Source organism: Nonomuraea sp. NPDC051191, assembly GCF_044455665.1.
Classification (GTDB): Bacteria; Actinomycetota; Actinomycetes; order Streptosporangiales; family Streptosporangiaceae; genus Nonomuraea.
Genome location: NZ_JBITEZ010000010.1, coordinates 92756 through 113540, shown reverse-complemented (window position 1 = coordinate 113540; position 20785 = coordinate 92756). Strand labels below are relative to the sequence as shown.

The following is a 20785-nucleotide window of genomic DNA, read 5'->3' as shown; positions in this document are numbered from 1 at the left end:
CCGTGGTCGGGACGTGTGGCGTCCCGGCCACGGGTGGTGAGCGCCCGGGCGGGGGCGGCCCCCCGCCTCCGTCCGGGTCAGGTCGCGGGTTCCAGCCGCACCTGCACCGGCTGCCCGTGCACGGTCTCGAACTCCAGGACCGTGCGCGGCCCGGTGATCCTGGCCCGGCACGGCAGGCCGGCATCGACCCGCCATCGCCCGTCCAGGGTCACCCGCATCCGGTGCGGGTGGCTGGGGCTCGCCAGCCAGGGCCGCGACCACGGGCTGTAGTGCCCGACGTAGCGGCCCTTCTCGTACTGGTCGTGGTCGATCCCGCCGTAGAGGCGCAGGTCCGGATCGCACACCGCGAGGACCAGCGTCTCGCCCTCCGTCCGGACGAGCAGCATCGAAGGCGTGTCGACCTCGCGTACCAGACCTTCCAGGCTGGTGCGCTCGAACACCGCGTACCCGGTGATGCCGGTCTCGCGGTCCCGGACGACGTGGGCGGCCGTGTCGGCGCGCAGCACCTGGTACGGGGCCCGCGCGGCGTCCCCCATCGCGGCGGTGAAACCGGCCATCCGCTCGGCCGTGGCGTTCACGACCATCGCGTACTCGTAAGTCCCGTTCCGAGGGGCGGTGCCGTGCCTGATCCAGGCCGTGGCGAAGTCTCCGCCGGTGGGCTCTTCCGTGGCGTTGTTGCGGGAGGTCTGGGCCGAGCGGGTCAGGGCCACCTTCTGCCCGGCGGCCAGGTAATAGCCGATGCCCTTGTCGTCCAGCAGCCAGCGCGGCCCGCCGTCGAGCGCCTGGTGGGGGAAGGCGGTGACCGGCGTGCCGTCCACCACGGTGGGCGCGGTCCTGCTCGGGAGCCGGGTCTGGAAGAGCGTGGTCTCGGTCTCGTCCGCGGTGTCGTCGTTGGTGATGCCGGTGCCCAGGGCCACGACGCGGTCGTCGAACAGGAACACCGACTTGCGGGCCCGGTGGGTGCCGTCGTACTTGGGGTGTCCGTGCAGGTCCATGGCGAACAGGGCGTTGCGTCCGTCGATGGTGCAGGCTCCGGCGAAACGGGAGTCGGTGAGGAGCATCTCCTCGATCGCCCTGGTCAGGTCGCCCCTGAGCTGTTCGAGCGGTTTGTGGATGACTGTGGTGCCGGGGCGGCGGTTCCAGTCCCAGCCGGGCTGGGCGTAGCCGCTGTCCTGGTTGGTGACGGGGTTGCCGCGGTGCAGGACCTGGATCTGGCCGTAGGTGTTGTAGCGGCCGTACCAGTTGGCACCGACGTAGATCTCGGTGCTCCACAGGTAGCGGTTGTGGCCGCGTACCGTGATCTGCCATTCGTCGCGGCGGTGGACGGCGAGCGCGGCGTAGTTGAGCGCCCAGGCGCCGGTCGGAGCCGGTTCCGCGACGATGCCGCGCGCGGCGAGCCGGGCCGCGAGCTCCTTCTGCCGCTCGGTCGGGCTGCCGGGCAGCAGGCGCAGGAAGGCGGCGGCGATCTCATCGTCGATCGGGGCAAGCCACTCGAACGGGACGATCGACAGCGCGGTCGTGCCGCCGGGGTTGCGGCCGCTGATCGAGATCGGCCAGTGGTTCTTGTTGGCGTAGACGCGCTGTGCGAGCAGCGCCTTGCGCAGCCACCCGTACGCCTCCTCCGAGATCGCGAACGAGCCGCCGTGCAGCACGTAGACCAGCGGCGCGAGCCCGGCGAAGCCGTCGCGGACGTAGTCGGGGAAGAAGCCGACGTGGTGGAAGGCGGTGCCGTCCACCTTGATGCCGTCCTGGATGCCGTCGGTGGGCAGGAGGGTGGCGTTCAGCCAGTCGCGCAGCGCCCGCAGGTACGCCACCTGCCCGGCCTCGTCGTCGCGCAGCAGCACGGCCGCCAGCATGCCGCGGACCGTGGTGTTGTACAGGTCCATCATGCTGCCCCGGGCCATCCGGAAGCCGAAACCGCGGAAGATCCGGCCGAGTCCGCTCAGCCATTCCAGGTCCGCTCGTACCCGCTGCAACTCCCCCGCCGCGCGCAGGGCGTCCCGCATGAGGTAGACGGAGTCGTAGAAGCCGCGGACGTCGTAGCCGAGGTGGTGGATGGTGCCCTGGCAGCTTCCCTTCGTCCAGCCCTGTTCCCGCAGGTGGGCGACCAGGCGCAGGTAGAGCGCGGCCAGCGCCGGACGGTCGGCGGGGGCGGCCTGGTGGGCCTGGGCGATCGTCTTCATCAGGTCGGTGCAGGCGCGCAGCGTGACCGGGTTCACGAACGCCTTGAGCTCGGCGGCGATCCCGGCCGGGTAGATCTGCGACTGGTAGGCGTGCGTGGGACGGCCCTCCAGGGCGGCCACCTGGGCCGTCAGCCCCGGCAGGTCCGGCTTGACCTGGGCGATCAGGTACTCGTCGTGGTAGCGGGTGTGCAGGGCGCGCAGCGAGGCCAGCTCGCCGGCGGACGGGGGCGAGGTGTCGGGCCTGACGGTCTCCAGGAGCCGGTCGAAGCGGTGGAGCGCCTGCCAGTGCTGGTTGTCGTACTCGTCGCCCTCGGGGGCGATGTCCGGGAGCTGGTGGTCGCGGCAGGGGGCGTCGGGGCGCAGCGGCACGTTGAGCATGAGCTGGTCGAGGTGCAGGGTCCCGGCCCTGCGGGGCGCGACGATCCGCAGGGTGTCCATGTCGGGGTGCGGCCTGCCGTGCATGTCGTAGGCGTACCGCACCCACGCCGTACGCCACCCGCTGAACCCGAGCCGGAACTCGAACCACAGGTCGGTGCGCTCACCCCGGCCGAACTCGAACCTGAGCACGTCGTCCACCGGCTCGGCGTTGTGCACCCACACGCAGAACGCGTCCACCAGCCCCTGCCACGCCTGGTCGTCGCCGAGCCGGTAGGGGGCGGGCGCCCACCGCAGCGGTGCCCGCACGGTGATCACGTCGCGGCTCGCGTGCTCCCATCGCAGCGACCTCGTCCCGCACACGGCGACCCGGTCGCTGATCGACAACGTGGAGCCGGTCCCGGCGGCGAAGTGCGGCGGGACGGCGCTCTCCAGCAGGAACACCGACGGGTCCATCGCCATGGCCCGCTGCTCCAGCGCCTCGCCGGTCATCCCCTCGCCGACCGGCCCGTCCGCCGCCGACGCGGCCGCCACCGGGCCGCCGGCCGTCAGGAAAGCGCTTGCCGCACCTGCCTTGAACACCGCTCTGCGCGTGATCTCCACCATGCGCGCCATACAACGCGACCGATGCCAGAACGTAAAGACATTCCGTCAAACCGTTACTCGCGTCCCGGCCGTCAGGGGCGGATGATCGCCATTCTGGTCACCGTCAGTTCCTCGATGGCGAACCTCGGGCCCTCGCGGCCGGTGCCCGAGTCCTTGACGCCGCCGTACGGCATGTTGTCGGCCCGGAAGCCGGGCACCTCGTTCACCACCACGCCGCCCGCCTCGATGCGGTCTATGGCAGTGAAGGCGGTGGCCAGCGAGCGGGTGAAGACGGAGGCGTGCAGGCCGTAGCGGGAGCGGTTGACGGCCTCGAAGGCGGCGTCGAGGCCGGGCACCGCGCGTACGCACACCACCGGCCCGAAGATCTCCTCGTCCCAGGCCGCGGCGCCGTCGGGCACGCCGGAGAGCACCGTCGGCGCGATCGCCCGGCCCTCCCGCACCCCGCCGGCGACCACCTCGGCGCCCGAGGCGGTGATCCACTCCAGGACGCGGTCCGTGGCGGCGGCGTCGATCAGCGGGGCCACGCGGGTCTCGGGCAGGCGCGGGTCGCCGACGGTGACGTCCTTGACGCGGGCGGCCAGCAGCGCCAGGAACTCCGCCCGTACGGGCTCCTCCACCAGCACCCGCTGCACCGCGATGCACGCCTGGCCGGAGGCGTAGTAGCCGCCGCGCACGACGGCGTCGGCGGCGGCCTCCAGGTCGGCGTCGGCGGCGACCACGAGGGCGGCGTTGGAGCCGAGTTCGAGCAGCACCTTGGTGGGGGCGGCGGCACGGGCGATGGCGTGCCCGGCGGCGGCCGAGCCGGTGAAGGAGACCGCGCCGATCCGCCGGTCCTCGACCAGCGTGCGGCCGACCTCGACGTCCCCGGTGACGAGCTGCACCCCGGCGGGCGGCAGGCCGCCCTCGCGGAGCAGGTGCACCAGCCGGAGCGTGGCCAGGGGCGTCGCCGGGGCCGGCTTGACGATCACCGGGCAGCCCGCCGCGACCGCCGGGGCGATCTTGTGGGCGGCCAGGAGCAGCGGGTAGTTGAAGCCGGTGATCCCGACGACGACGCCGATCGGCCGCCGCGTCCAGAACCCGACCAGCCCCTCCCCCGACGGCAGCAGGTCCAGCGGGACGGTCTCGCCGTGCAGCCGGGCGACCTCCTCGGCGGCCGTGGCGAGGGTGACGAGCGTCCTGGCCACCTCGACCCGGCAGTCGACCAGCGGCTTGCCGGTCTCCAGGACGAGCAGCCGCTCGAACTCCTCGCGGCGGGCGGCGAGCGCGTCGTGCGCCGTCATGAGCGCGGCGCGGCGGGCGTGCGAGGGCAGCGCGGCCATGGCGGGCGCGACGGCCAGCGCGGCCTCCAGGGCGCGGACGGCGTGGGCGGGGGTGCCCAGCGGGGCGCGGGCCACCACGGAGCCGTCGTAGGGGAAGACCACGTCGGTGGCGTCTTCGGTGGTGACCCATCCGTCGCCGATGGGCAGGCCGTCCGGCCAGGTCATCTGTCTCCCCCCAGAGCGCTCGGGAACACGTCGAGGTACGCCGGTGCGCCCTCGCGGCCGGTGGCGGCGAGCATGGCGTGGGCCACCGCCCGGCTGAAGACGTCGGCCGCGGCGGCCAGGACGTCCTGGAGGCCGTCCGGGCCGGGGGCCGGGCGGGCGCAGGTGGCCAGGCCGAAGACGGTGTCGCCGTCGACCATGGTGTGGGCCGGCCGGATGGCTCTGGCCAGGCCGTCGTGGGCCACCCCGGCCAGCTTGCCGCACTGGGCCTTGGTGAGGGTGAGGTCGGTGGCCACCACGCCGATGGTGGTGTTGAACGAGGTCACCTTGTCCGGACGCCACGCCCCGGCCTCGGCGGGGTCCGGCGCGCTGAGGTGGCCGAACTCGCCGGGCAGGCCGTAGCGGACGCCGGCCAGGGTGGCGCCCGCGGGGTCGAGGACGGATCCGGCGGCGTTGACGACGGCCAGGGCGGCCACGGTGACACCGTCGGGCAGGACGGCGCTGGCGGTCCCGGCCCCGCCGGCCAGGCCGCCCGCCATCGCCCCGGCGCCGGCCCCGATGGAGCCGCCGGCCGTGGGGGGCGCGGTCGCGTACGGAGCGGCACCGCCGTCGCCCGTCGGCCGGGAGAAGGGGGCGGACGTGGTGCGCGGGGAGGGATCGTCCGCGGCGGGCCGGGGCAGGGGGAAGACCGGAGGGGCGAGGCGGGCGGCGTCGTAGGCGGCGGCGCCGAGGGCCGCGTCGGGGGTGGCGCGGAAGTCGCCGCCGCGCCCGAGGTCGTAGATGACGGCCGCCGGGACGATGGGCACCACCCCGCCCGCCACCGGGAAGCCGATGCCCGCGTCGGCCAGCCGTTCCATCACCCCGCACGCCGCGCTCAGCCCGTACGCGCTGCCGCCCGACAGCACGACGGCGTGCACGCGCTCGACCAGGTTGCGCGGGTCGAGCAGCTCGGTCTCGCGGGTGCCGGGAGCGGCGCCGCGCACGTCGACGCCGGCCACCACGCCGTCCGGGGGCGCCAGCACCACGGTCGTGCCCGTCCGGTAGCCGCCGCCCACCCGATGCGCGTGCCCGACGCGCAGCCCGGCCACGTCCACCAGGGAGTTCGTCGCCCCGGGACGCATCCCGGGTGCGGGCTCGGCGAGCATCAGAAGTCCCGGTGCAGGAAGCGCCGCGCCGCCTCGGCGAACACCCGGGTGCACCGGACGATCTCCGCGACCTCGACGTACTCGTCCGCCTGGTGGGCGATCCACTTGCCGCCGGGGCCGTACACGACCGAGGGGATGCCGCCCCAGTGGGTGAGCACGGTCCCGTCCGTCGAGCCGGGCACGCCGCCGTAGACCGGCTCCTCCCCCGTCACCGCGCGGTGGGCCGCCGCCAGCGCGGCCACCACCGGGTCGGTCACCGGCACGTCCACCGGCGGCCGGTCCACCAGGACCGACACCGACGCCTCGATCCCGTCGGAGGCGGCGGCGAGGGCGGCCACCCGGTCGGCCACGACCTTGTGCTCCAGCCCGGGGACCGTCCGCACGTCGACGAAGACGGACGCGGTGGCGGGGATGACGTTGACCTGCTCCTCGCTGCCCGCCCGGACCACGGTCGGGGTCACGTACACCTCGCCGAGGTGCTCGTGGGCCGGATGCCGTTCCTGGAGCTCCCGCTGAAGGGAGCTCAGGGCGACCAGCAGCGTGCCGGCCGCCTGGACGGGGTTGCGGCCGTGCTGCGGCATCGCGCCGTGGGCCATCTTGCCGGTGAGGTCGACCCGCAGCCGCAGCGCGCCCTTGGCCACCGCGCAGATCTCCCCGGCCTCGGGCTCGGCGACGATCGCGCCGTCCACGCCGGCGGCCAGCCCGGAGGCGACGAAGTGGTGGGCGCCGATCATCAGGCCCTCCTCGTCGGCCAGCGCGCACACCTTGATCCGTCCGGGGAACGGGCCGGCGAGCTGGAGGGCGCGGGTGGCGTAGAGGGTGGCGGCCAGGCCGGACTTCATGTCGGCGCTGCCCCGGCCCCACAGCCGCCCGTCGCGGATCTCGCCGCCGAACGGGTCGACGGTCCAGGTGGACAGGTCGCCCTCGGTGACGACGTCGGTGTGGCCCTCGAACATCAGCGTCGGCCCGTCGCCGCCGCCGCCCTCGACCACCGCGACGACGTTGGGGCGTCCGGGGGCGGCCTCGCTCACGACGGGGTCCCAGCCCCACTCGCGCATCCTGGCCTCGACCAGCGCGGCGGCGGGCCGCTCGGTGCGCCCGCGCGCGGGGTCGTTGGTGCTGGGGATGCGCACCAGGGCCTGCGTGAACTCCACGACTCCCCGCTCGTCGACGTCGATCACAACAATCCCTCCAGGGTCGGTACGGCCTGCAGCAGGTCACGCGTGTAGGGGTGGCGCGGCGCGGCCCAGACGTCGTCCACCGGACCGGTCTCGACGATCTCGCCGCCGCTCATGACGGCCACGGTCTCGCACACGTGCCGCACCACCGACAGGTCGTGCGAGACGAACACGAGCGTCAGGCCCAGCTCGTCCACCAGATCGGCGAGCAGGTTGAGGATCTGGCCGCGGACGGACACGTCCAGGGCGCTGACGGGCTCGTCGGCGACCAGCACCTTCGGCCGGGGCGCGAGCGCGCGGGCGATGGCGATGCGCTGCCGCTGCCCGCCGGAGAACTGGTGGGGGTAGCGGTCGGCGGCCGAGGCGGGCAGGCCGACCTCCTCCAGCAGCTCGGGCACCCGCGTGCCGACCGGCAGGCCGAGCGCGACCAGCGGCTCGGCCACCAGGTCGCGCACGCGCATGCGCGGGTCGAGTGAGCTCATCGGGTCCTGGAAGACGATCTGGAGGTTCTCCCGCAGGAAGCGCAGCCGCCGCTCCGGCAGGCCGGTGATCTCCCGTCCGTCGAAGGCGACGGACCCGGAGGTGGGCCGGTCGAGGCCGCACAGCAGTCGCAGCAGCGTGGACTTGCCGGAGCCGGACTCGCCGACGATGCCGAACCGCTCGCCGCGGCGGACCGTCAGCGACACCTCGCGCAGCGCGTGGACGGGCGCGCCCGGCCTGGTGATCGAGGTGCGCGGGCGGTGGTAGACGCGGGTGAGCCGGCGGGCCTCGATCAGCGGCCCGTCCGGCGGCTCGATCGGCGGCTCAGTCGGCGGCTCAGTCGGCGGGGTGCCAGCATGCGTGGGCATGGCCGTCTCCTGTCAGCGCCGGCGGGGTCTCGCACCGCGGGGTGGCGTGCGGGCAGCGGTTGCGGAACACGCAACCCTCGGGGAAGGCGCCCGCGGGCGGCACGCTGCCCTTGATGGTGGGGAGCCTGGTGCCGCGCGGGGTGAGCCGGGAGGCGGCCAGCAGGCCCTCGGTGTAGCGGTGGCGGGGGCGGGTGAAGACCTCGCGGATGGGCCCGGTCTCGACGACGCGGCCGCCGTACAGGACGATCACCCGCTCGCAGACGGAGGCCACGACCGCCAGGTCGTGCGTGATGAACAGCAGCGCGGGGGCGACCTCGGCGATCAGCTCCAGCATCTGCCTCTGCACGGTGACGTCGAGCGCGGTGGTGGGCTCGTCGCAGATGAGCAGCCCAGGCTCGTTGGCCAGGGCGATGGCGAGCATGACGCGCTGCCGCTGGCCGCCGGAGAGCTGGTGGGGGTAGGCGCGGGCGATCTGTCCGGGTTCGGGGAGCCGGACGCGTTCCAGGAGGACGAGCGCGCGCCGCCCGGCCTCGGCGCGGGGGACGCCGTGCAGGGTCATGACCTCGGCGACCTGGGCGCCGACGCGCATGAGCGGGTTGAGCGCGGTCATCGGCTCCTGGAAGACCATCGACAGCTCGCGTCCGCGCAGGTCCTTCAGCCGCTTCTCGGGTACGCCGACCAGGTCTCGCCCGCCGAGCCTGGCCACGCCGGAGGCGGTGACGCCCTCGGGCAGCAGGCCCATGAGCGACAGCGCGGTCAGCGACTTGCCGGACCCGGACTCGCCGATCAGCCCGACCCGCTCGCCCGCCCCGATCGCGAACGACACGTCGTGCACGAGCCCCACCCCGCCGGCCCGTACGGACAGCCCTTCAACGCTCAGCACGGATCCTCCTGAGCTTGGGGTCGAGGTGGTCGCGCAGGCCGTCGCCGAGCAGGTTGAACCCGAGGACGGCGAGCGCGATCGCCAGGCCCGGCCAGAGCGCCAGGCGCGGGGTGGAGAAGAGCAGTTCCTGGGACTCCTGCAACATCCGCCCCCACGACGGGGTCGGCGGCCGGGTGCCGAACCCGAGGAACGACAGCGCCGCCTCGGCCAGGATCGCGATCGCGAACGACACCGAGGCCTGCACGATCAGCACGGACGCGATGTTCGGCAGCACGTGCCGTACGGCGATCGCGCCCCGGCGGCGGCCGGCGGCGCGCGCGGCCAGGATGTAGTCGGTCACCATGACCTGGAGCGCCGCGGCGCGGGCCACCCGCGCGAACGCGGGCACGGTGGCCACCCCGATCGCGATCATGGCGGTGAGCGTGCCGGCCCCGTAGACCGCGCCCAGCATGACGGCCAGCAGCAGCGCCGGGAAGGCGAACACGAGGTCGTTGACCCGCATGATCAGCTCCGACAGCCAGCCGCGCGGCGTCATCCCGGCGACCACGCCGAGCGGCACGCCGAGCACGGCGGCGATGCCGACGGCCACCACGCCGACGTAGAGGGTGGTGCGCGCGCCGACCATCAGCTGGCTGAGGGTGTCGCGGCCGAACTTGTCGGCGCCCAGCAGGTAGCCGCCGCCCGGGTCGCGCAGCTTGCGGGCGGCGTCGACGAGGGTGGGGTCGTGCGGCGTCCAGACGAACGAGGCCAGCGCGGCCACCGTCACCAGCCCGACCAGCACGCCGCCGGTCAGCAGCGCGGCGTTCACCCGGCCCGTCATCGCAGCCTCGGGTCGAGCAGGCGGTAGGCGACGTCCACCACGAAGTTGATCAGCAGGACCGCGGCCACCAGCACCATCACCACACCCTGGACGAGCAGCAGGTCGCGCCCGGCGACGCCGTTGAGCAGCAGGTCGCCGAGCCCGGGCAGGACGAAGACGCGCTCGACCACGACCGCCCCGATCAGCAGGGTGGCCAGTTGCAGGCCGAGCACGGTGACCACGGGGATCGAGGCGTTGCGCAGGCCGTGCCGCCACAGGGCGCCGGTGCTGCCGCGGCCCTTGGCGCGGGCGGTGCGCAGGTAGTCCTCGCGCATGACGTCGAGCACGGCGCTGCGCACGTAACGGGTGAGCACGGCCCCCTGGACGAGCCCGAGCGACAACCACGGCAGCAGCAGCGAGCGCAGCCACTCCTGGGGGCTGTCGGCGATCGGGACGTAACCGCCGGAGGGCAGCGCCTGCGCCTTCACCGCGAACACGAACACCAGCAGGATGCCCGCGAGGAAGGCGGGGACGGCGATGCCGAGCTGGCTGACCGCGCTGACGGCCGCGCCGAGCGGGTTGCGGTGGTGCACGGCGGCGAACGTGCCTAGCGGCACCGCGACGGCGAGCGCCAGCACCATGCCGCCGAGCACCAGCACGGCCGTCACGCCGAGCCGTTCGCCGATCTGCGGGCCGATCGGCGCGCTGGTGACGTAGGAGACGCCGAAGTCGCCGTGGGCCAGGCCGCCGATCCAGTCGAGGAACTGCGCGGCCGGGGGCCGGTCGGTGCCGAACTGCCGGCGCAGCGCGGCGACCGCGTCGGGGGTGGCGTTGACGCCGAGCGCGATCTCGGCCGGGTCGCCGGGCAGCAGCGCCATGAACGCGAACACCGCGACGGCGGCGACGGCGGCGCTCACGATCAGCACCGCCAGCCGTTTGAGCAGGTAGAGCGTCACTGCTTGGCGAGCCCGGTGAAGTCGAAGGACTCCGCGATGGCGTTCTTCGGCAGCCCGGTGACGCCCTTCTTCGCCACGATCAGGTTGGGGAACAGGAACAGCCAGTCGGCGGCGGCGTCGTCCGAGAGCAGCTTGGCGGCCTTCTTGAGGTCGTCGGTCTGCTGCTGTTCGGTGCCGGCGTCGGCGGAGGCGAGGAGTTTGCCGAACTCGGGATTGTCATAGTGGAAGTAATACGATTTATCGGCAAAAATCCCCATGTCGCGGGGCTCGACGTGGTTGATGATGGAAAGGTCGTAGTCGCCCTGCTTGAACACCACGTCCAGCCAGCGGGCCGGGAACTCCAGCGGCTCGATGTCGGCCGTGATGCCCACCTGGGCGAGCTGCGACTTCACGACCTGCGCGCTCGCCACCGCGTACGGCAGGTTGGGGATGCGCATCTTGACCGTCAGCGCCTTGCCGCCCAGCAGTTCCTTGGCCTTGGCCGGGTCGTAGGGGTAGTCGCCGGTGCGGTCCTCGTACCAGGGGTCGGTGGGCGGCACCATCGAGCCGATGAGCTGGCCGCGGCCGGCCCACGCGGTGTCCAGCAGCGCCTTGTGGTCGATCGCGTACCGGACCGCCTGGCGGGCCTTGACGTCGTCGAACGGCGGCCGGGCGTTGTTCATCGACAGCACGACCTCGCCGTTGGTGGTGCCCTCGACCGTCTGGAAGCGGTTCGGGTCGGCGAACTGCTGCAGCGACTCGGGCGCCTGCACGGCGGAGATGACGTCGATGCCGCCGGTCAGCAGCGCGTTGTTCATCGCCGTGGCGTCCTTGAAGTACTTGAGCGTGATCGCCGACAGGGCCGGCTTGGCGCCCCAGTAGGAGGGGTTGGCGGCGAGCTGGATCGACTCGCCGCGCTTCCACGCCCCCAGCGTGTACGGCCCGGTGCCGACGGGCTTGTTGGCCAGGTCGGCCACGCCGGTGCGGCTGAACATGGCGCCGAGGCGGGTGGCCAGGGCGTAGAGGAAGCCGTTGCTCGGCCGCTTGAGCGTGACGACGGCGGTGGAGTCGTCGGTCTTTTCCACCTTGTCGATGACGTCGAGCTGGGACTTGATCTTGAGCTTCCAGTCGGTGCCGACCCGGCCGAGCGAGAACACCACGTCGTCGGCCGTGAACGGCGCGCCGCCGCTGAACGTGACGCCCTTGCGCAGGGTGAAGGTGTAGGTCTTCCGGTCGTCGGAGACCGTCCACCTCTCGGCGAGCAGCGGCTTGATCGAACCGTCCTGGTCGAGCTTGACCAGGCCCTCGTAGACGTTGACCAGCAACGCCTGCGGGATGGCCGCGCCCTCGGTGGCGGTGAAGTCGAGGTTGGCCGGCTCGGCCACGAACCCGACGGACAGGGACTGCGCCTTGGGGGCGCCTCCGGTGCCGGAACCTCCCGAGCCGGAACCGCCGCCACAGGCGGCTGTGACCAGCAGGAGACCGCCCACGGCGATCCAGATTCCGATTCGCCTCATGTCTTACAGCCTCCTGGCTAGTGCACTGGTCTGACCAGTAGGCTACGCACATTGCCAGTCCGCGACGGCCCGGGTCAAGGGGGCTCCCATGGGTGCACGGTTCGAGCCGGTGCGCGCCGTACGCGCCTACGAACGGGTCGTGGAACAGGTCGAGGAGGCCATCGAGAGCGGGGCCCTGGGCCCCGGTGCGCGGCTGCCCAGCGAGCGCGAGCTGATGGTGCAGTTCTCGGTGGGGCGCTCCACGATCCGGGAGGCGCTGCGCGTGCTCCAGGCGCGCGGCCTGGTGCGTTCCCGGCCGGGCGATCCCAACGGCGCGGAGGTGCTGCCGTTCTCCCCCGCAGCCTTACACAAGTCGATGACCACGCTGGCACGGGTGGCCGAGCTGTCGCTGGCCGAGCTGGTGCAGTTCAGGATGGTGCTCGACGCCTCGGCCGTGCTGCTGGCCGCGCGGCTGCGCACCGAGGAGCAGCTCGCGCAGATGGAGACGGCCATCGCCGGCATGCGCGCCGCCGTCTCCTCCGACCACGACGCCTTCAGCGCCGCCGACGTGGCCTTCCACGACGTGATCGTGGCGGCCGGCGGCAACACGCTGATCCAGGTCTGCACCGACGTCGTGCGCTCGGTCGTGCTGGGGCTGATCTCCGGGAAGATCGCCGACGCGCCCGACCGCGGGTCGCTGATGCGGCGGAGCATCCGGCATCACGAGGAGGTGCTGGCCGCCGTACGCGCCGGCGACGGGGCCTCGGCCGCGCGCCTGCTCCGCCGGTCCATGTACGACTACTACGCCGTGCACCTGCCCGAGGCCGAGCGGCCCGCCCTGCGCGCCCTCCTGGAGTGACGCCCGCCACAGGGTGTTATGTTGCACGCGTGTCACGCGAGGACGCGGACGGGGTGGCGGAGGCGTTCCTGCGCGCACCGCGCCGCTACACCAGCCACCAGGTGGCCCACATGGCCGGGGTCCCGGTCTACCGCGCGCGCCGGCTGTGGCGGGCGCTCGGGTTCGCCAACGTGGCCGACGACGCGGTCGAGTTCACCGACTCCGACGTCGAGGCGCTGCGCACCATGCTCGCGATGGTCAGCTCCGGCGCCTACGACGAGGAGCACATGCTGCTGATGGCCCGCTCGATCGGCCGGGCCACGGCCCGGCTCGCCGAGTCGCAGGCCGAGCTGGGCGCCGAGGCGCTCGACCAGGCGGGCGTGCCGCTGGCCGAGCGTCCGCGGGCCTGGCGGCGGCGGGCCGAGCGGGTGGTGCCCGACCTGGCGCGGCTGCTGGTCTACGCCTGGCAGCGCCAGCTCGCCGCCGCCGCCGGACGCCTGGCCGACCAGGACATGAGCGCCGTGCGCATGGCGGTGGGGTTCGCCGACCTGGTGGCCTTCACCCGGCTCAGCAGGCAGATCACGGCGACCGAGCTGGCCAGGCTGGTCGACAGGTTCGAGGGCCGCTCGGCCGACGTCGTGACGTCCTCGGGCGGGCGGGTGGTCAAGACGCTCGGCGACTCGGTGCTGTTCGTGGCCGACAAGGCGCACGTGGCGGCCGAGATCGCGCTGCGCCTCGTGGAGACCCATCGCGGCAGGGACATGCCCGAGCTGCGCGTGGGTCTGGCCGCCGGCCCGGTGATCTGGCGCATGGGCGACGTGTTCGGCACCACCGTCAACCTGGCCAGCCGGCTCACCGCGTTGTCCCTGCCGGGAACGATCCTGGCCGACCCCGAGATGGCCGAGGAGCTGGAGGGCGACCGGGCCTTCCGGCTGCGCGCGGTCGACCGGCTGTCGGTGCGCGGGCTGGGCGAGCTGGCGCCGTTCACGATCATGCGCGCCGGGGCAACCTGACGTCGCCGACGATGCGTCAGTACCGGTGTGCCTGACAGAAAGCTCTTCCACGACTTCGTGGCCTCCCGGTCCGAGCGGTTGCTGCGGACCGCGTACCTGCTGACCCATGACTGGGGGACGGCCGAGGACCTGCTGCAGGAGTCCCTGGCCAAGGCGTGGTTCGCCTGGCCGCGCATCGACGAGCCCGAGGCGTACGTGCGGCGCGTGCTCGTGACGACGTACACGTCGTGGTGGCGGCGGCGCTGGCGGACGGAGCTGCCGAGCGACGCCCTGCCCGAGAAGGGCGCCAAGGCCGACCGGCACGGACCCGACGAGCTGTGGGAGGCGGTGGGCAGGCTGCCCGCCAGGCAGCGCGCGGTGATCGTGCTGCGTTTCTACGAGGACCTGACGGTGCAGGAGGTGGCGCGGATCCTCGGGTGCCAGGACGGGACGGTCAAGAGCCAGACCGCCAAGGCGCTGGCCAAGCTGCGCGTGGACGAGTCGATCGTGAAGGAGTACCGATGAGCGTGCAGGACCTGCGTGACGTGCTGCGGGAGCGGGCCGAGGGTCCCGCCCCGGCGAACCCGGCCCGCCCCGAGCACATCCGCCGCCGCGTGCGCCGGACCCGGCGGCGCAGGGGCCTGACGGCCGCCGCCGCGGCGGTGGTGGCGGCCGTGACCGTGTTCTCCCTGCTGCCGGGGGACGCCGCACCCCCGCAGGAGGCGGCGACCCCGGCCGTCAAGGCGGCGCGCGAGCTGCCGGAACGGTTCACCGCCCACGACGGCACCGGCTACCGGCGGCTGGCCACGGCGACGATCAGGACGGAGAGGACGACGAAGGCGTCGGTCACGATCCCGGTCTCGGGCAAGCCGCTGGACGTGGCCGCGCTGTGCGAGGGCGGCCCCAGGGCCAATCCGCCGGCGATCACCGTGACCGGTGGCGACGTCGCGCCCCTCCAGTCCCTCTCCTCGTGCCCGAAGGACATGGAGCTGGTCCCACTCGTCGTGCCCGGCGGGGCCGGCCGGATCACGGTCACGTTCGACACGGCCACCAAGGGCTGGGGGTGCGCCCGCGAGGTCAAGGACGGGCCGTGCGTGCCCCAGAGACCCGACGAGGCGGTCTGGAGCCTGGCCGTCTACGAATGGACCCCGCCCGGCCGGCCGGTCGAGCCCGGGCCGCTGAAGCCGTTCCCCAAGCGGCTGGCGGGCTGGGACCTGGCCGGCGCCACCCGGCAACTGGTGTGGCCTCAGGCCAGGACGTTCACGGTCACGGCCCGGGGCGACGGCGGCCGGATCGGCATCGAGGCGCTCTGCGCCGGTGACCTGGCCCGGCGGATGTGGTTCAGGTACCTGATCGAGGGCGGGGAGGGCGGCGAGGTGACCGCGACCTGCGGCCAGTGGGAGAGCGGCCCGTATCCGATGGCGATGAACGAGTTCTCCGTCCCCGCGGGCAAGCCGGTGAAGGTCACTGTCAGAGCGGGCATCTGGGGCCCGGACAGCAACCGCCCGGTCCGCTGGTCCGTGGCCGTCTACCGCAAGGGGTAACGTCGCTTCCGTGATCATACGAGCGGTGGTCGAGGGCAGGGCGGTCGACGCCGACGCGCGCTTCGCGCTGGAGGCCCGCTACGGGCACTTCACCGCCATGCAGGTCCGGGGCCGGCGCACCCGCGGCCTGGCCCTGCACCTGGAACGGCTGGCGGCGGCCAACCTGGAGCTGTTCGGCGCCCGGCTCGACACCGCGGCGGTGCTCGCCTCGGTGCGGGCGGTGCTCGGCGACGACCTGCGCGACGCGGGTGTACGCGTCTACGTCGTCGAGCACGACGGCCGCCCGCACGTGGTGGCCACCGCGGCCCCGCCCACCGAGGTCGCCACGCGCCCGCAGCGCGTCACGGCCGTCGCGTTCCAGCGTTACCTGCCGCACATCAAGAAGGCGGCCGGGTTCGCCCAGGCGCACATCCGGCGCGCCGCCGAGCCGCTGGGCTTCGACGAGGCGCTGCTGACCACCGGCGACGGCCTGATCAGCGAGGGCGCGATCACGAACGTCGGCTGCTTCTCCGGCGGCCGCCTGCTGTGGCCGGACGCGCCCATGCTGCACGGCACGGCCATGGGCCTGCTGGAGGGCATGGACGTGCCCCAGGAGCGCCGCCCGCTGAAGGTCGCCGACCTGCCGGGCTTCGACCTGGTGTTCCTGTGCAACTCCCACGGCGTGGTCCCGGTCGGCGAGGTCGACGGCGTCCCGCTGCGCCAGGACGCCGGGACGCTGGCCCGGCTGCTCGCCTTCTACGACGCCACCCCGTGGGACCCGCTGGATTGATCCCCGCCATGGGCCACGTGATGGAGTGCGACCAGATGGGTGACCGTGTTGTAGCGGACATGCCAACGCCCCTCGTGCCGCTTGCCGCACAGGACCCCTCTTAGGTGGCACCACCGGAGATGGAGACCATGCACGTTCTGCTCTGAAGATCGAACACGAAACTGTAGGGGCCGTACGTCTTCCACTCGCCGCTGCTGGTCGCACTTGCCGCCGGAGTCACGGCTGAGAGAGTGGCACCGGGGCTCACCCGCCGGTGCTGGGGTAGTAGTCGTCCTTCGGGGCGATCCCGCCGCTGTGGGGCCAGTAGTCGTCGCCCATCGGGGCGACCGTGCCGCCGCCGGGGTAGAAGTCGTCCTTGGCGGCTGCCGGGCCGGCGGTCAGGGCGAGTCCGGTTGCGGTCAGGAGCCCGATCGCGGCCAGTTTGAGCATCGTCTTGGGCATGCTGTCACCTTTCGTCACTCTTGATGGGTGATCTCCGGTCCGGTGTCCGGGGCGGACACAAGTGCAGTGCACAACGTGGGGTCGCCGCCCGTCCCCCTGTTCCGGCCTGGACAGGAACCGGCAGTTCACAGCCCCGCCCAGGTCAGCGGCTGCATCGACATCCGCCGTGTCACCGGCGAGTCCTCAGTCTCGACGGACCGCCGATTGTCCGACAGCCCTTTTCGCCAGTTCAGACAATCGGTGGCGGGCCTGCCTTCGATCGCGCTCGCGCCGGGTGAGTCGATCGCCGCGTGGTGGGGGTCTCCGGGGCCGAGGAGGTGCTGGTCACGATGAACGCCTACGACCCGGACCGGCGGCTGGAGTCGTGCCGGCGGCCGGCCGTCCTGATCTGATCACCAAATCCGCCGTGTTTTGTTGGCAAATGCCCCTATTGCGCGCGTCAAACAGGTTCCGGTAATTACCGGATGTCACCCCTGTTCCATCCGGGCAACACCCATACCTAGGGGGTTCAATGGCGCGCACCCGAATCATCGGAATCGCTGCCGCACTTCTCTTACTGCCCACGCTCGCCGCGATACCCGCGTCGGCCGAAACCACGCAGGCGGCCGCCGCGACCGCATCGCCGCCGAGCGACGTCAAGGAGCTCACCCGCAAGGACTTCACCCTGGACGGCAAGCCCGTCAAGGTCCCCGCGAAGTACGAGGCCCGCGCCACGGCCAAGGCCGCCGCCGAGACGCCGCCGGTCGGCACCGTACGGCAGTGGCTGGCCACGGACGACTACAACGGCCGCCTGTACCGCAAGGACTACACGCTGCGCGGCGTCGGCGACAAGATCGAGGTCTGGGTCGCCAACGACCTGGCCTTCCCGGCCGGTGACTGCCGCATGCAGGTGCCCGGGACCACGGAGATCACCGACGCGCAGGTCACGAACCTGGTGCAGCAGTTCGACACGAACATGTTCCCGAAGGAGACCGCGACCTTCAGCACGCCGCCGGACCGGGACGGCACGAACGCCGTGCTCGGCCCCGACGCCAACGGCAACGGCGGCGTCTACACCGGCGCCGGCGACCGCACGGTGACGCTGATCGACAACGTCCGGGACGACAACTACTACACTTTCCCGGCCGCGACCACGTACATCGCGGGCTTCTTCTCCTCGCAGTACAACGAGCTGCTCGACCGCAACGTGATGACGATCGACGCGTTCGACTGGCTGCACAGGACCGGCGCGAACCCGCCGGACAACCCGACCTCCGACGTGTGCACCTCGCGCTCGGCCCGGCCCTTCCAGTACGAGGGCGTCTTCGCCCACGAGTGGCAGCACCTGCTGCACTACTACACCGACCCGCTTGAGACCACCTGGATGAACGAGGGCCTGTCGGACTTCGCGATCTCGGTGACGGGTTACGGCAACCCCAAGGCGACGGTGTTCGAGAAGGGCTTCGACAACCACATCAACTGCTTCCAGGGCTTCGGCATCGTCCAGACGCCGTACAACCCGAACCCGCGCAACTGCGGCGGCCCGCAGAACTCGCTCAACCTGTGGGGCGACGGCGGCAACCCGGACGCGGTGCTGGCCGACTACGGCAACGCGTACTCGTTCATGTTGTTCCTGTACGACCGGTACGGCGCGGACTTCCTGTCCAAGCTGCACCGTGACGGCGCCCTCCAGGGCCTGGCCAGCGTCAAGGCCGCGCTCGGGACGACGAACCTGTACCAGGTGATCCACGACTACCAGACCATGGTCCTGGTGGACAAGGTCGTCGGGAGCCGTGGCGTGGTGCTGGGCGTGCCGAAGAAGCGGGTGACGACCGCGAGCCTGAACTCGACGGTCAACCTCGCCAACCCGGCCGCGTACAACACCCCGGGGGCGGCCCCGAACGGCGCCGACTACGTGCAGATCCGCAAGCCCGGCGGCGCGGCGCCGACCTCGCTGTCGTTCCAGGGCGCCAAGACGCTGCCGCCGATCCCGCTGGCCTGGACCGTCGTCTCCGACGACCCCGACCGCGCGGGCAACCCGGTGCTGTGGTCGGGCAACTCCAGCAACCTCAACGTCGCCGCGGTCACCAAGGTGACGGTCCCGGCCGCCGACCCGACGCTGCGCTTCCTCGCCAAGTACGGCGCGGAGTCCGGCTTCGACTACGGCTACGTGATCGTCTCCGCGGACGGCGGCAAGACCTACACCGCGATCACTGGTGACAGGACGGTGGCCGGCCCGCTCGGCCCGGCCGTCAACGGCACCACCACCGGGTTCGAGCCGCACTCCTACAGCCTGTCCGCCTACGCGGGCAAGGAGATCCTCGTCGGCTTCCAGTACGTCAGCGACGGCGGGGTCAACGAGGGCGGCTGGAAGGTCGACGACGTCACGGTGGGCGGCACGGCGGTGAGCGACGGCGCCAGCCTGGAGCCGTTCGACTCCCCGACCGAGATCTCCCCGACGCCGGTCAGCAACTGGAACGTGCGCCTGGTCGGCCTGGACGAGCGGCACTCGGTGGTGCTGCAGGCCCAGTTCGACGGCAAGGGCTCGATCAGCCTCAACCGGCTGCAGCTCGCGCCGTTCGCGGTCTTCCCGTCGGTGGTCGCGATCGTGGCCTATGACGAGCCGACCGAGCAGGTCCAGCAGTACGCGCCGTACACGCTGAAGGTCAACGGCGTCACCCAGCCCGGGTGATCCCGAGGAGGCGTCCGCCGGGGTCTCGGCGGGCGCCTCCTTCGTCGGGTACGATCGCCGAACATCATTCGGCATGGGGGTACCCTGCATGACCACGCGCCAGCACACGATCGGTGACCTCCTGCGGCGCTCGGCCGCCAGGTTCCCCGGCAAGACCGCCGTGATCTACGGCAACATCCGCCAGAGCTATGCCGACCTCGACCTGGAGGTCAACCGCACGGCCAACGCGCTGGCGGCGCGGGGCGTGGCCAAGGGCGACCGGTTCGCCCTGTTCAGCCATAACAACCACGCGTTCGTGCTGGCCTACTTCGCGCTGGCCCGCCTGGGCGCGATCTCCGTGCCGATCAACTTCATGCTCGGGCCGCGCGAGGTGGCCTACATCCTGGAGCACTCCGGCGCGACCGGCATGCTGGTCGAGGAGGCACTGCTGCCGGTGGCCGAGGCCGCCGCCGGGCCGGCCGTGCGGGTGCGCGGCGTGATCGGCGCGGCCGAGGGCTGGGAGTCGTTCTCCACCTGGCGCGGCGACGACGCCGAGCCCCAGGTGGAGATCGCCGCCGACGACCCGATCCAGATCATGTACACCAGCGGCACCGAGTCGCGTCCCAAGGGCGCCACCCTGTCCAGTGGGGGCCTGCTGGCCCAGTACGTGAGCTGCGTCGTCGACGGCGAGATGAGCTCCGACGACGTCGAGGTGCACGCGCTGCCCCTCTACCACTGCGCCCAGCTCCACTGCTTCCTGACGCCCGGCATCTACCTGGGCGCCACCAACCTCGTCCTGCCGGGCGCCGACCCGGCCTCGATCCTGGCCACCATCGAGGGCGAGCGCGCGACCAAGCTGTTCTGCCCGCCCACGGTGTGGATCGGCCTGCTGCGCCACCCCGACTTCGACCGCCGTGACCTGTCCTCGCTGCGCAAGGGCTACTACGGCGCCTCGATCATGCCGGTCGAGGTGCTGAAGGAGATCTCGACCCGGCTGCCGGACGTGCGCCTGTTCAACTTCTACGGCCAGACCGAGATGGCCCCGCTGGCCACCATCCTGCGGCCGGAGGAGCAGCTGACCCGGCTGGGCTCGGCCGGGCGGCCCGCGCTCAACGTCGAGACCAGGATCGTCGACGACGAGGACCGGCCGGTGGCGCCGGGCGTGGTCGGCGAGATCGTCCACCGCAGCCCGCACGCCATGCTCGGCTACTGGGACGACCCGGACAAGACCGCCGAGGCCTTCCGCGGCGGCTGGTTCCACAGCGGCGACCTGGGCGTCATGGACGCCGACGGCTACCTGTCGGTGGTCGACAGGAAGAAGGACATGATCAAGTCCGGCGGCGAGAACGTGGCCAGCCGCGAGGTGGAGGAGGTCATCTACCAGCATCCGGCGGTCGCCGAGGCGGCCGTGTTCGGCGTGCCGGACGAGCGGTGGATCGAGGCGGTGACGGCCGCCGTCGTGCTGCGCGAGGGCGCCGGGCTGACCGCCGCCGAGCTGAACGCGTTCCTGCGCGAGCGGCTGGCCTCCTTCAAGACGCCCAAGAACGTGGTGTTCGTGGACGCGCTGCCCAAGAACGCCTCCGGCAAGGTGCTCAAGCGGGAGCTGCGCGACGCCTTCTGAC

General features: G+C 72.5%; 17 protein-coding genes. 7 read left to right on the top strand and 10 right to left on the bottom strand.

The features are described 5' to 3' along the window. Positions 1–77: 77 nt before the first annotated feature. From ACIA8R_RS28170 to ACIA8R_RS28130, 9 genes are all read right to left on the bottom strand, one after another. A complete protein-coding gene (locus ACIA8R_RS28170) occupies positions 78–3164 on the bottom strand; it encodes a chondroitinase family polysaccharide lyase (RefSeq protein ID WP_397041240.1) in 3087 nt (1028 codons plus the stop codon). Positions 3165–3235: 71 nt separating this feature from the next. Continuing rightward, positions 3236–4648 carry an aldehyde dehydrogenase family protein gene (locus ACIA8R_RS28165; RefSeq protein WP_364103249.1) on the bottom strand — a complete coding sequence of 471 codons (1413 nt, stop codon included), beginning with the start codon at positions 4646–4648 and terminating at the stop codon, positions 3236–3238. Next, positions 4645–5790, bottom strand: coding sequence for a P1 family peptidase (locus ACIA8R_RS28160; RefSeq protein WP_397041237.1), 1146 nt, complete (start codon positions 5788–5790; stop codon positions 4645–4647). Before ACIA8R_RS28160 ends, ACIA8R_RS28165 begins: the two co-directional genes overlap by 4 nt. Beyond that, a complete protein-coding gene (locus ACIA8R_RS28155; protein WP_357706583.1) occupies positions 5790–6971 on the bottom strand; it encodes a M20 family metallopeptidase in 1182 nt (393 codons plus the stop codon). Before ACIA8R_RS28155 ends, ACIA8R_RS28160 begins: the two co-directional genes overlap by 1 nt. Then, positions 6968–7816: an ATP-binding cassette domain-containing protein gene (locus ACIA8R_RS28150; RefSeq protein WP_397041235.1), complete on the bottom strand. Its 849-nt coding sequence runs from the start codon at positions 7814–7816 to the stop codon at positions 6968–6970. The genes ACIA8R_RS28155 and ACIA8R_RS28150 overlap by 4 nt, the downstream gene beginning before the upstream one ends. After that, positions 7785–8699 (bottom strand): ABC transporter ATP-binding protein, encoded by a 915-nt coding sequence (locus ACIA8R_RS28145; protein ID WP_364103240.1) that lies wholly within the window; start codon positions 8697–8699, stop codon positions 7785–7787. The genes ACIA8R_RS28150 and ACIA8R_RS28145 overlap by 32 nt, the downstream gene beginning before the upstream one ends. Then, a complete protein-coding gene (locus tag ACIA8R_RS28140) occupies positions 8686–9519 on the bottom strand; it encodes an ABC transporter permease (RefSeq protein WP_364103237.1) in 834 nt (277 codons plus the stop codon). Before ACIA8R_RS28140 ends, ACIA8R_RS28145 begins: the two co-directional genes overlap by 14 nt. After that, positions 9516–10454, bottom strand: a complete 939-nt coding sequence (locus tag ACIA8R_RS28135) for an ABC transporter permease (protein WP_357706592.1) — start codon at positions 10452–10454, stop codon at positions 9516–9518. Before ACIA8R_RS28135 ends, ACIA8R_RS28140 begins: the two co-directional genes overlap by 4 nt. Further along, positions 10451–11950, bottom strand: coding sequence for an ABC transporter substrate-binding protein (locus ACIA8R_RS28130; RefSeq protein ID WP_364103231.1), 1500 nt, complete (start codon positions 11948–11950; stop codon positions 10451–10453). The genes ACIA8R_RS28135 and ACIA8R_RS28130 overlap by 4 nt, the downstream gene beginning before the upstream one ends. Positions 11951–12038: 88 nt before the next feature. On the opposite strand from ACIA8R_RS28130, the gene ACIA8R_RS28125 reads away from it, so the two are divergent. Genes ACIA8R_RS28125 through ACIA8R_RS28105 form a run of 5 tightly spaced genes read left to right on the top strand, consistent with a single transcriptional unit; the run spans position 12039 to position 16072 of the window. Then, on the top strand, positions 12039–12788 hold the full coding sequence (locus ACIA8R_RS28125) for an FCD domain-containing protein (RefSeq protein WP_364103228.1): 750 nt from the start codon (positions 12039–12041) through the stop codon (positions 12786–12788). A gap of 29 nt (positions 12789–12817) precedes the next feature. After that, positions 12818–13780 carry an adenylate/guanylate cyclase domain-containing protein gene (locus ACIA8R_RS28120; RefSeq protein WP_357706599.1) on the top strand — a complete coding sequence of 321 codons (963 nt, stop codon included), beginning with the start codon at positions 12818–12820 and terminating at the stop codon, positions 13778–13780. Positions 13781–13807: 27 nt separating this feature from the next. After that, entirely contained in the window at positions 13808–14284 is a 477-nt protein-coding gene (locus ACIA8R_RS28115; RefSeq protein ID WP_189645413.1) for a SigE family RNA polymerase sigma factor, read from the top strand. After that, the gene (locus tag ACIA8R_RS28110; RefSeq protein WP_397041231.1) at positions 14281–15303 is read left to right on the top strand and encodes a hypothetical protein; all 1023 of its coding nucleotides are present in this window, start codon (positions 14281–14283) and stop codon (positions 15301–15303) included. The genes ACIA8R_RS28115 and ACIA8R_RS28110 overlap by 4 nt, the downstream gene beginning before the upstream one ends. Before the next feature lie 10 nt (positions 15304–15313). Then, entirely contained in the window at positions 15314–16072 is a 759-nt protein-coding gene (locus tag ACIA8R_RS28105; protein ID WP_364103220.1) for an aminotransferase class IV, read from the top strand. A 243-nt stretch (positions 16073–16315) separates the two neighbouring features. On the opposite strand, the gene ACIA8R_RS28100 is transcribed toward ACIA8R_RS28105, so the two are convergent. Beyond that, on the bottom strand, positions 16316–16513 hold the full coding sequence (locus ACIA8R_RS28100; RefSeq protein ID WP_364103217.1) for a hypothetical protein: 198 nt from the start codon (positions 16511–16513) through the stop codon (positions 16316–16318). Between the two features lie 511 nt (positions 16514–17024). Between ACIA8R_RS28100 and ACIA8R_RS28095 the strand changes: the two genes are divergently transcribed. Together ACIA8R_RS28095 and ACIA8R_RS28090 are read left to right on the top strand one after the other, a co-directional pair. Further along, entirely contained in the window at positions 17025–19184 is a 2160-nt protein-coding gene (locus ACIA8R_RS28095; protein ID WP_357706608.1) for a hypothetical protein, read from the top strand. 88 nt (positions 19185–19272) lie between these two features. Then, positions 19273–20784 carry an acyl-CoA synthetase gene (locus ACIA8R_RS28090; protein ID WP_357706610.1) on the top strand — a complete coding sequence of 504 codons (1512 nt, stop codon included), beginning with the start codon at positions 19273–19275 and terminating at the stop codon, positions 20782–20784. Position 20785: the final 1 nt, after the last annotated feature.

What these genes read in the sequence shown, in the direction of transcription:
- ACIA8R_RS28170 (WP_397041240.1), bottom strand. Translation starts at nt 3,164, where the DNA reads ATGGTGGAGATCACGCGCAGAGCGGTGTTCAAGGCAGGTGCGGCAAGC.
- ACIA8R_RS28165 (WP_364103249.1), bottom strand. Translation starts at nt 4,648, where the DNA reads ATGACCTGGCCGGACGGCCTGCCCATCGGCGACGGATGGGTCACCACC.
- ACIA8R_RS28160 (WP_397041237.1), bottom strand. Translation starts at nt 5,790, where the DNA reads ATGCTCGCCGAGCCCGCACCCGGGATGCGTCCCGGGGCGACGAACTCC.
- ACIA8R_RS28150 (WP_397041235.1), bottom strand. Translation starts at nt 7,816, where the DNA reads ATGCCCACGCATGCTGGCACCCCGCCGACTGAGCCGCCGACTGAGCCG.
- ACIA8R_RS28140 (WP_364103237.1), bottom strand. Translation starts at nt 9,519, where the DNA reads ATGACGGGCCGGGTGAACGCCGCGCTGCTGACCGGCGGCGTGCTGGTC.
- ACIA8R_RS28130 (WP_364103231.1), bottom strand. Translation starts at nt 11,950, where the DNA reads ATGAGGCGAATCGGAATCTGGATCGCCGTGGGCGGTCTCCTGCTGGTC.
- ACIA8R_RS28125 (WP_364103228.1), top strand. Translation starts at nt 12,039, where the DNA reads ATGGGTGCACGGTTCGAGCCGGTGCGCGCCGTACGCGCCTACGAACGG.
- ACIA8R_RS28110 (WP_397041231.1), top strand. Translation starts at nt 14,281, where the DNA reads ATGAGCGTGCAGGACCTGCGTGACGTGCTGCGGGAGCGGGCCGAGGGT.
- ACIA8R_RS28100 (WP_364103217.1), bottom strand. Translation starts at nt 16,513, where the DNA reads ATGCCCAAGACGATGCTCAAACTGGCCGCGATCGGGCTCCTGACCGCA.
- ACIA8R_RS28095 (WP_357706608.1), top strand. Translation starts at nt 17,025, where the DNA reads ATGGCGCGCACCCGAATCATCGGAATCGCTGCCGCACTTCTCTTACTG.
- ACIA8R_RS28090 (WP_357706610.1), top strand. Translation starts at nt 19,273, where the DNA reads ATGACCACGCGCCAGCACACGATCGGTGACCTCCTGCGGCGCTCGGCC.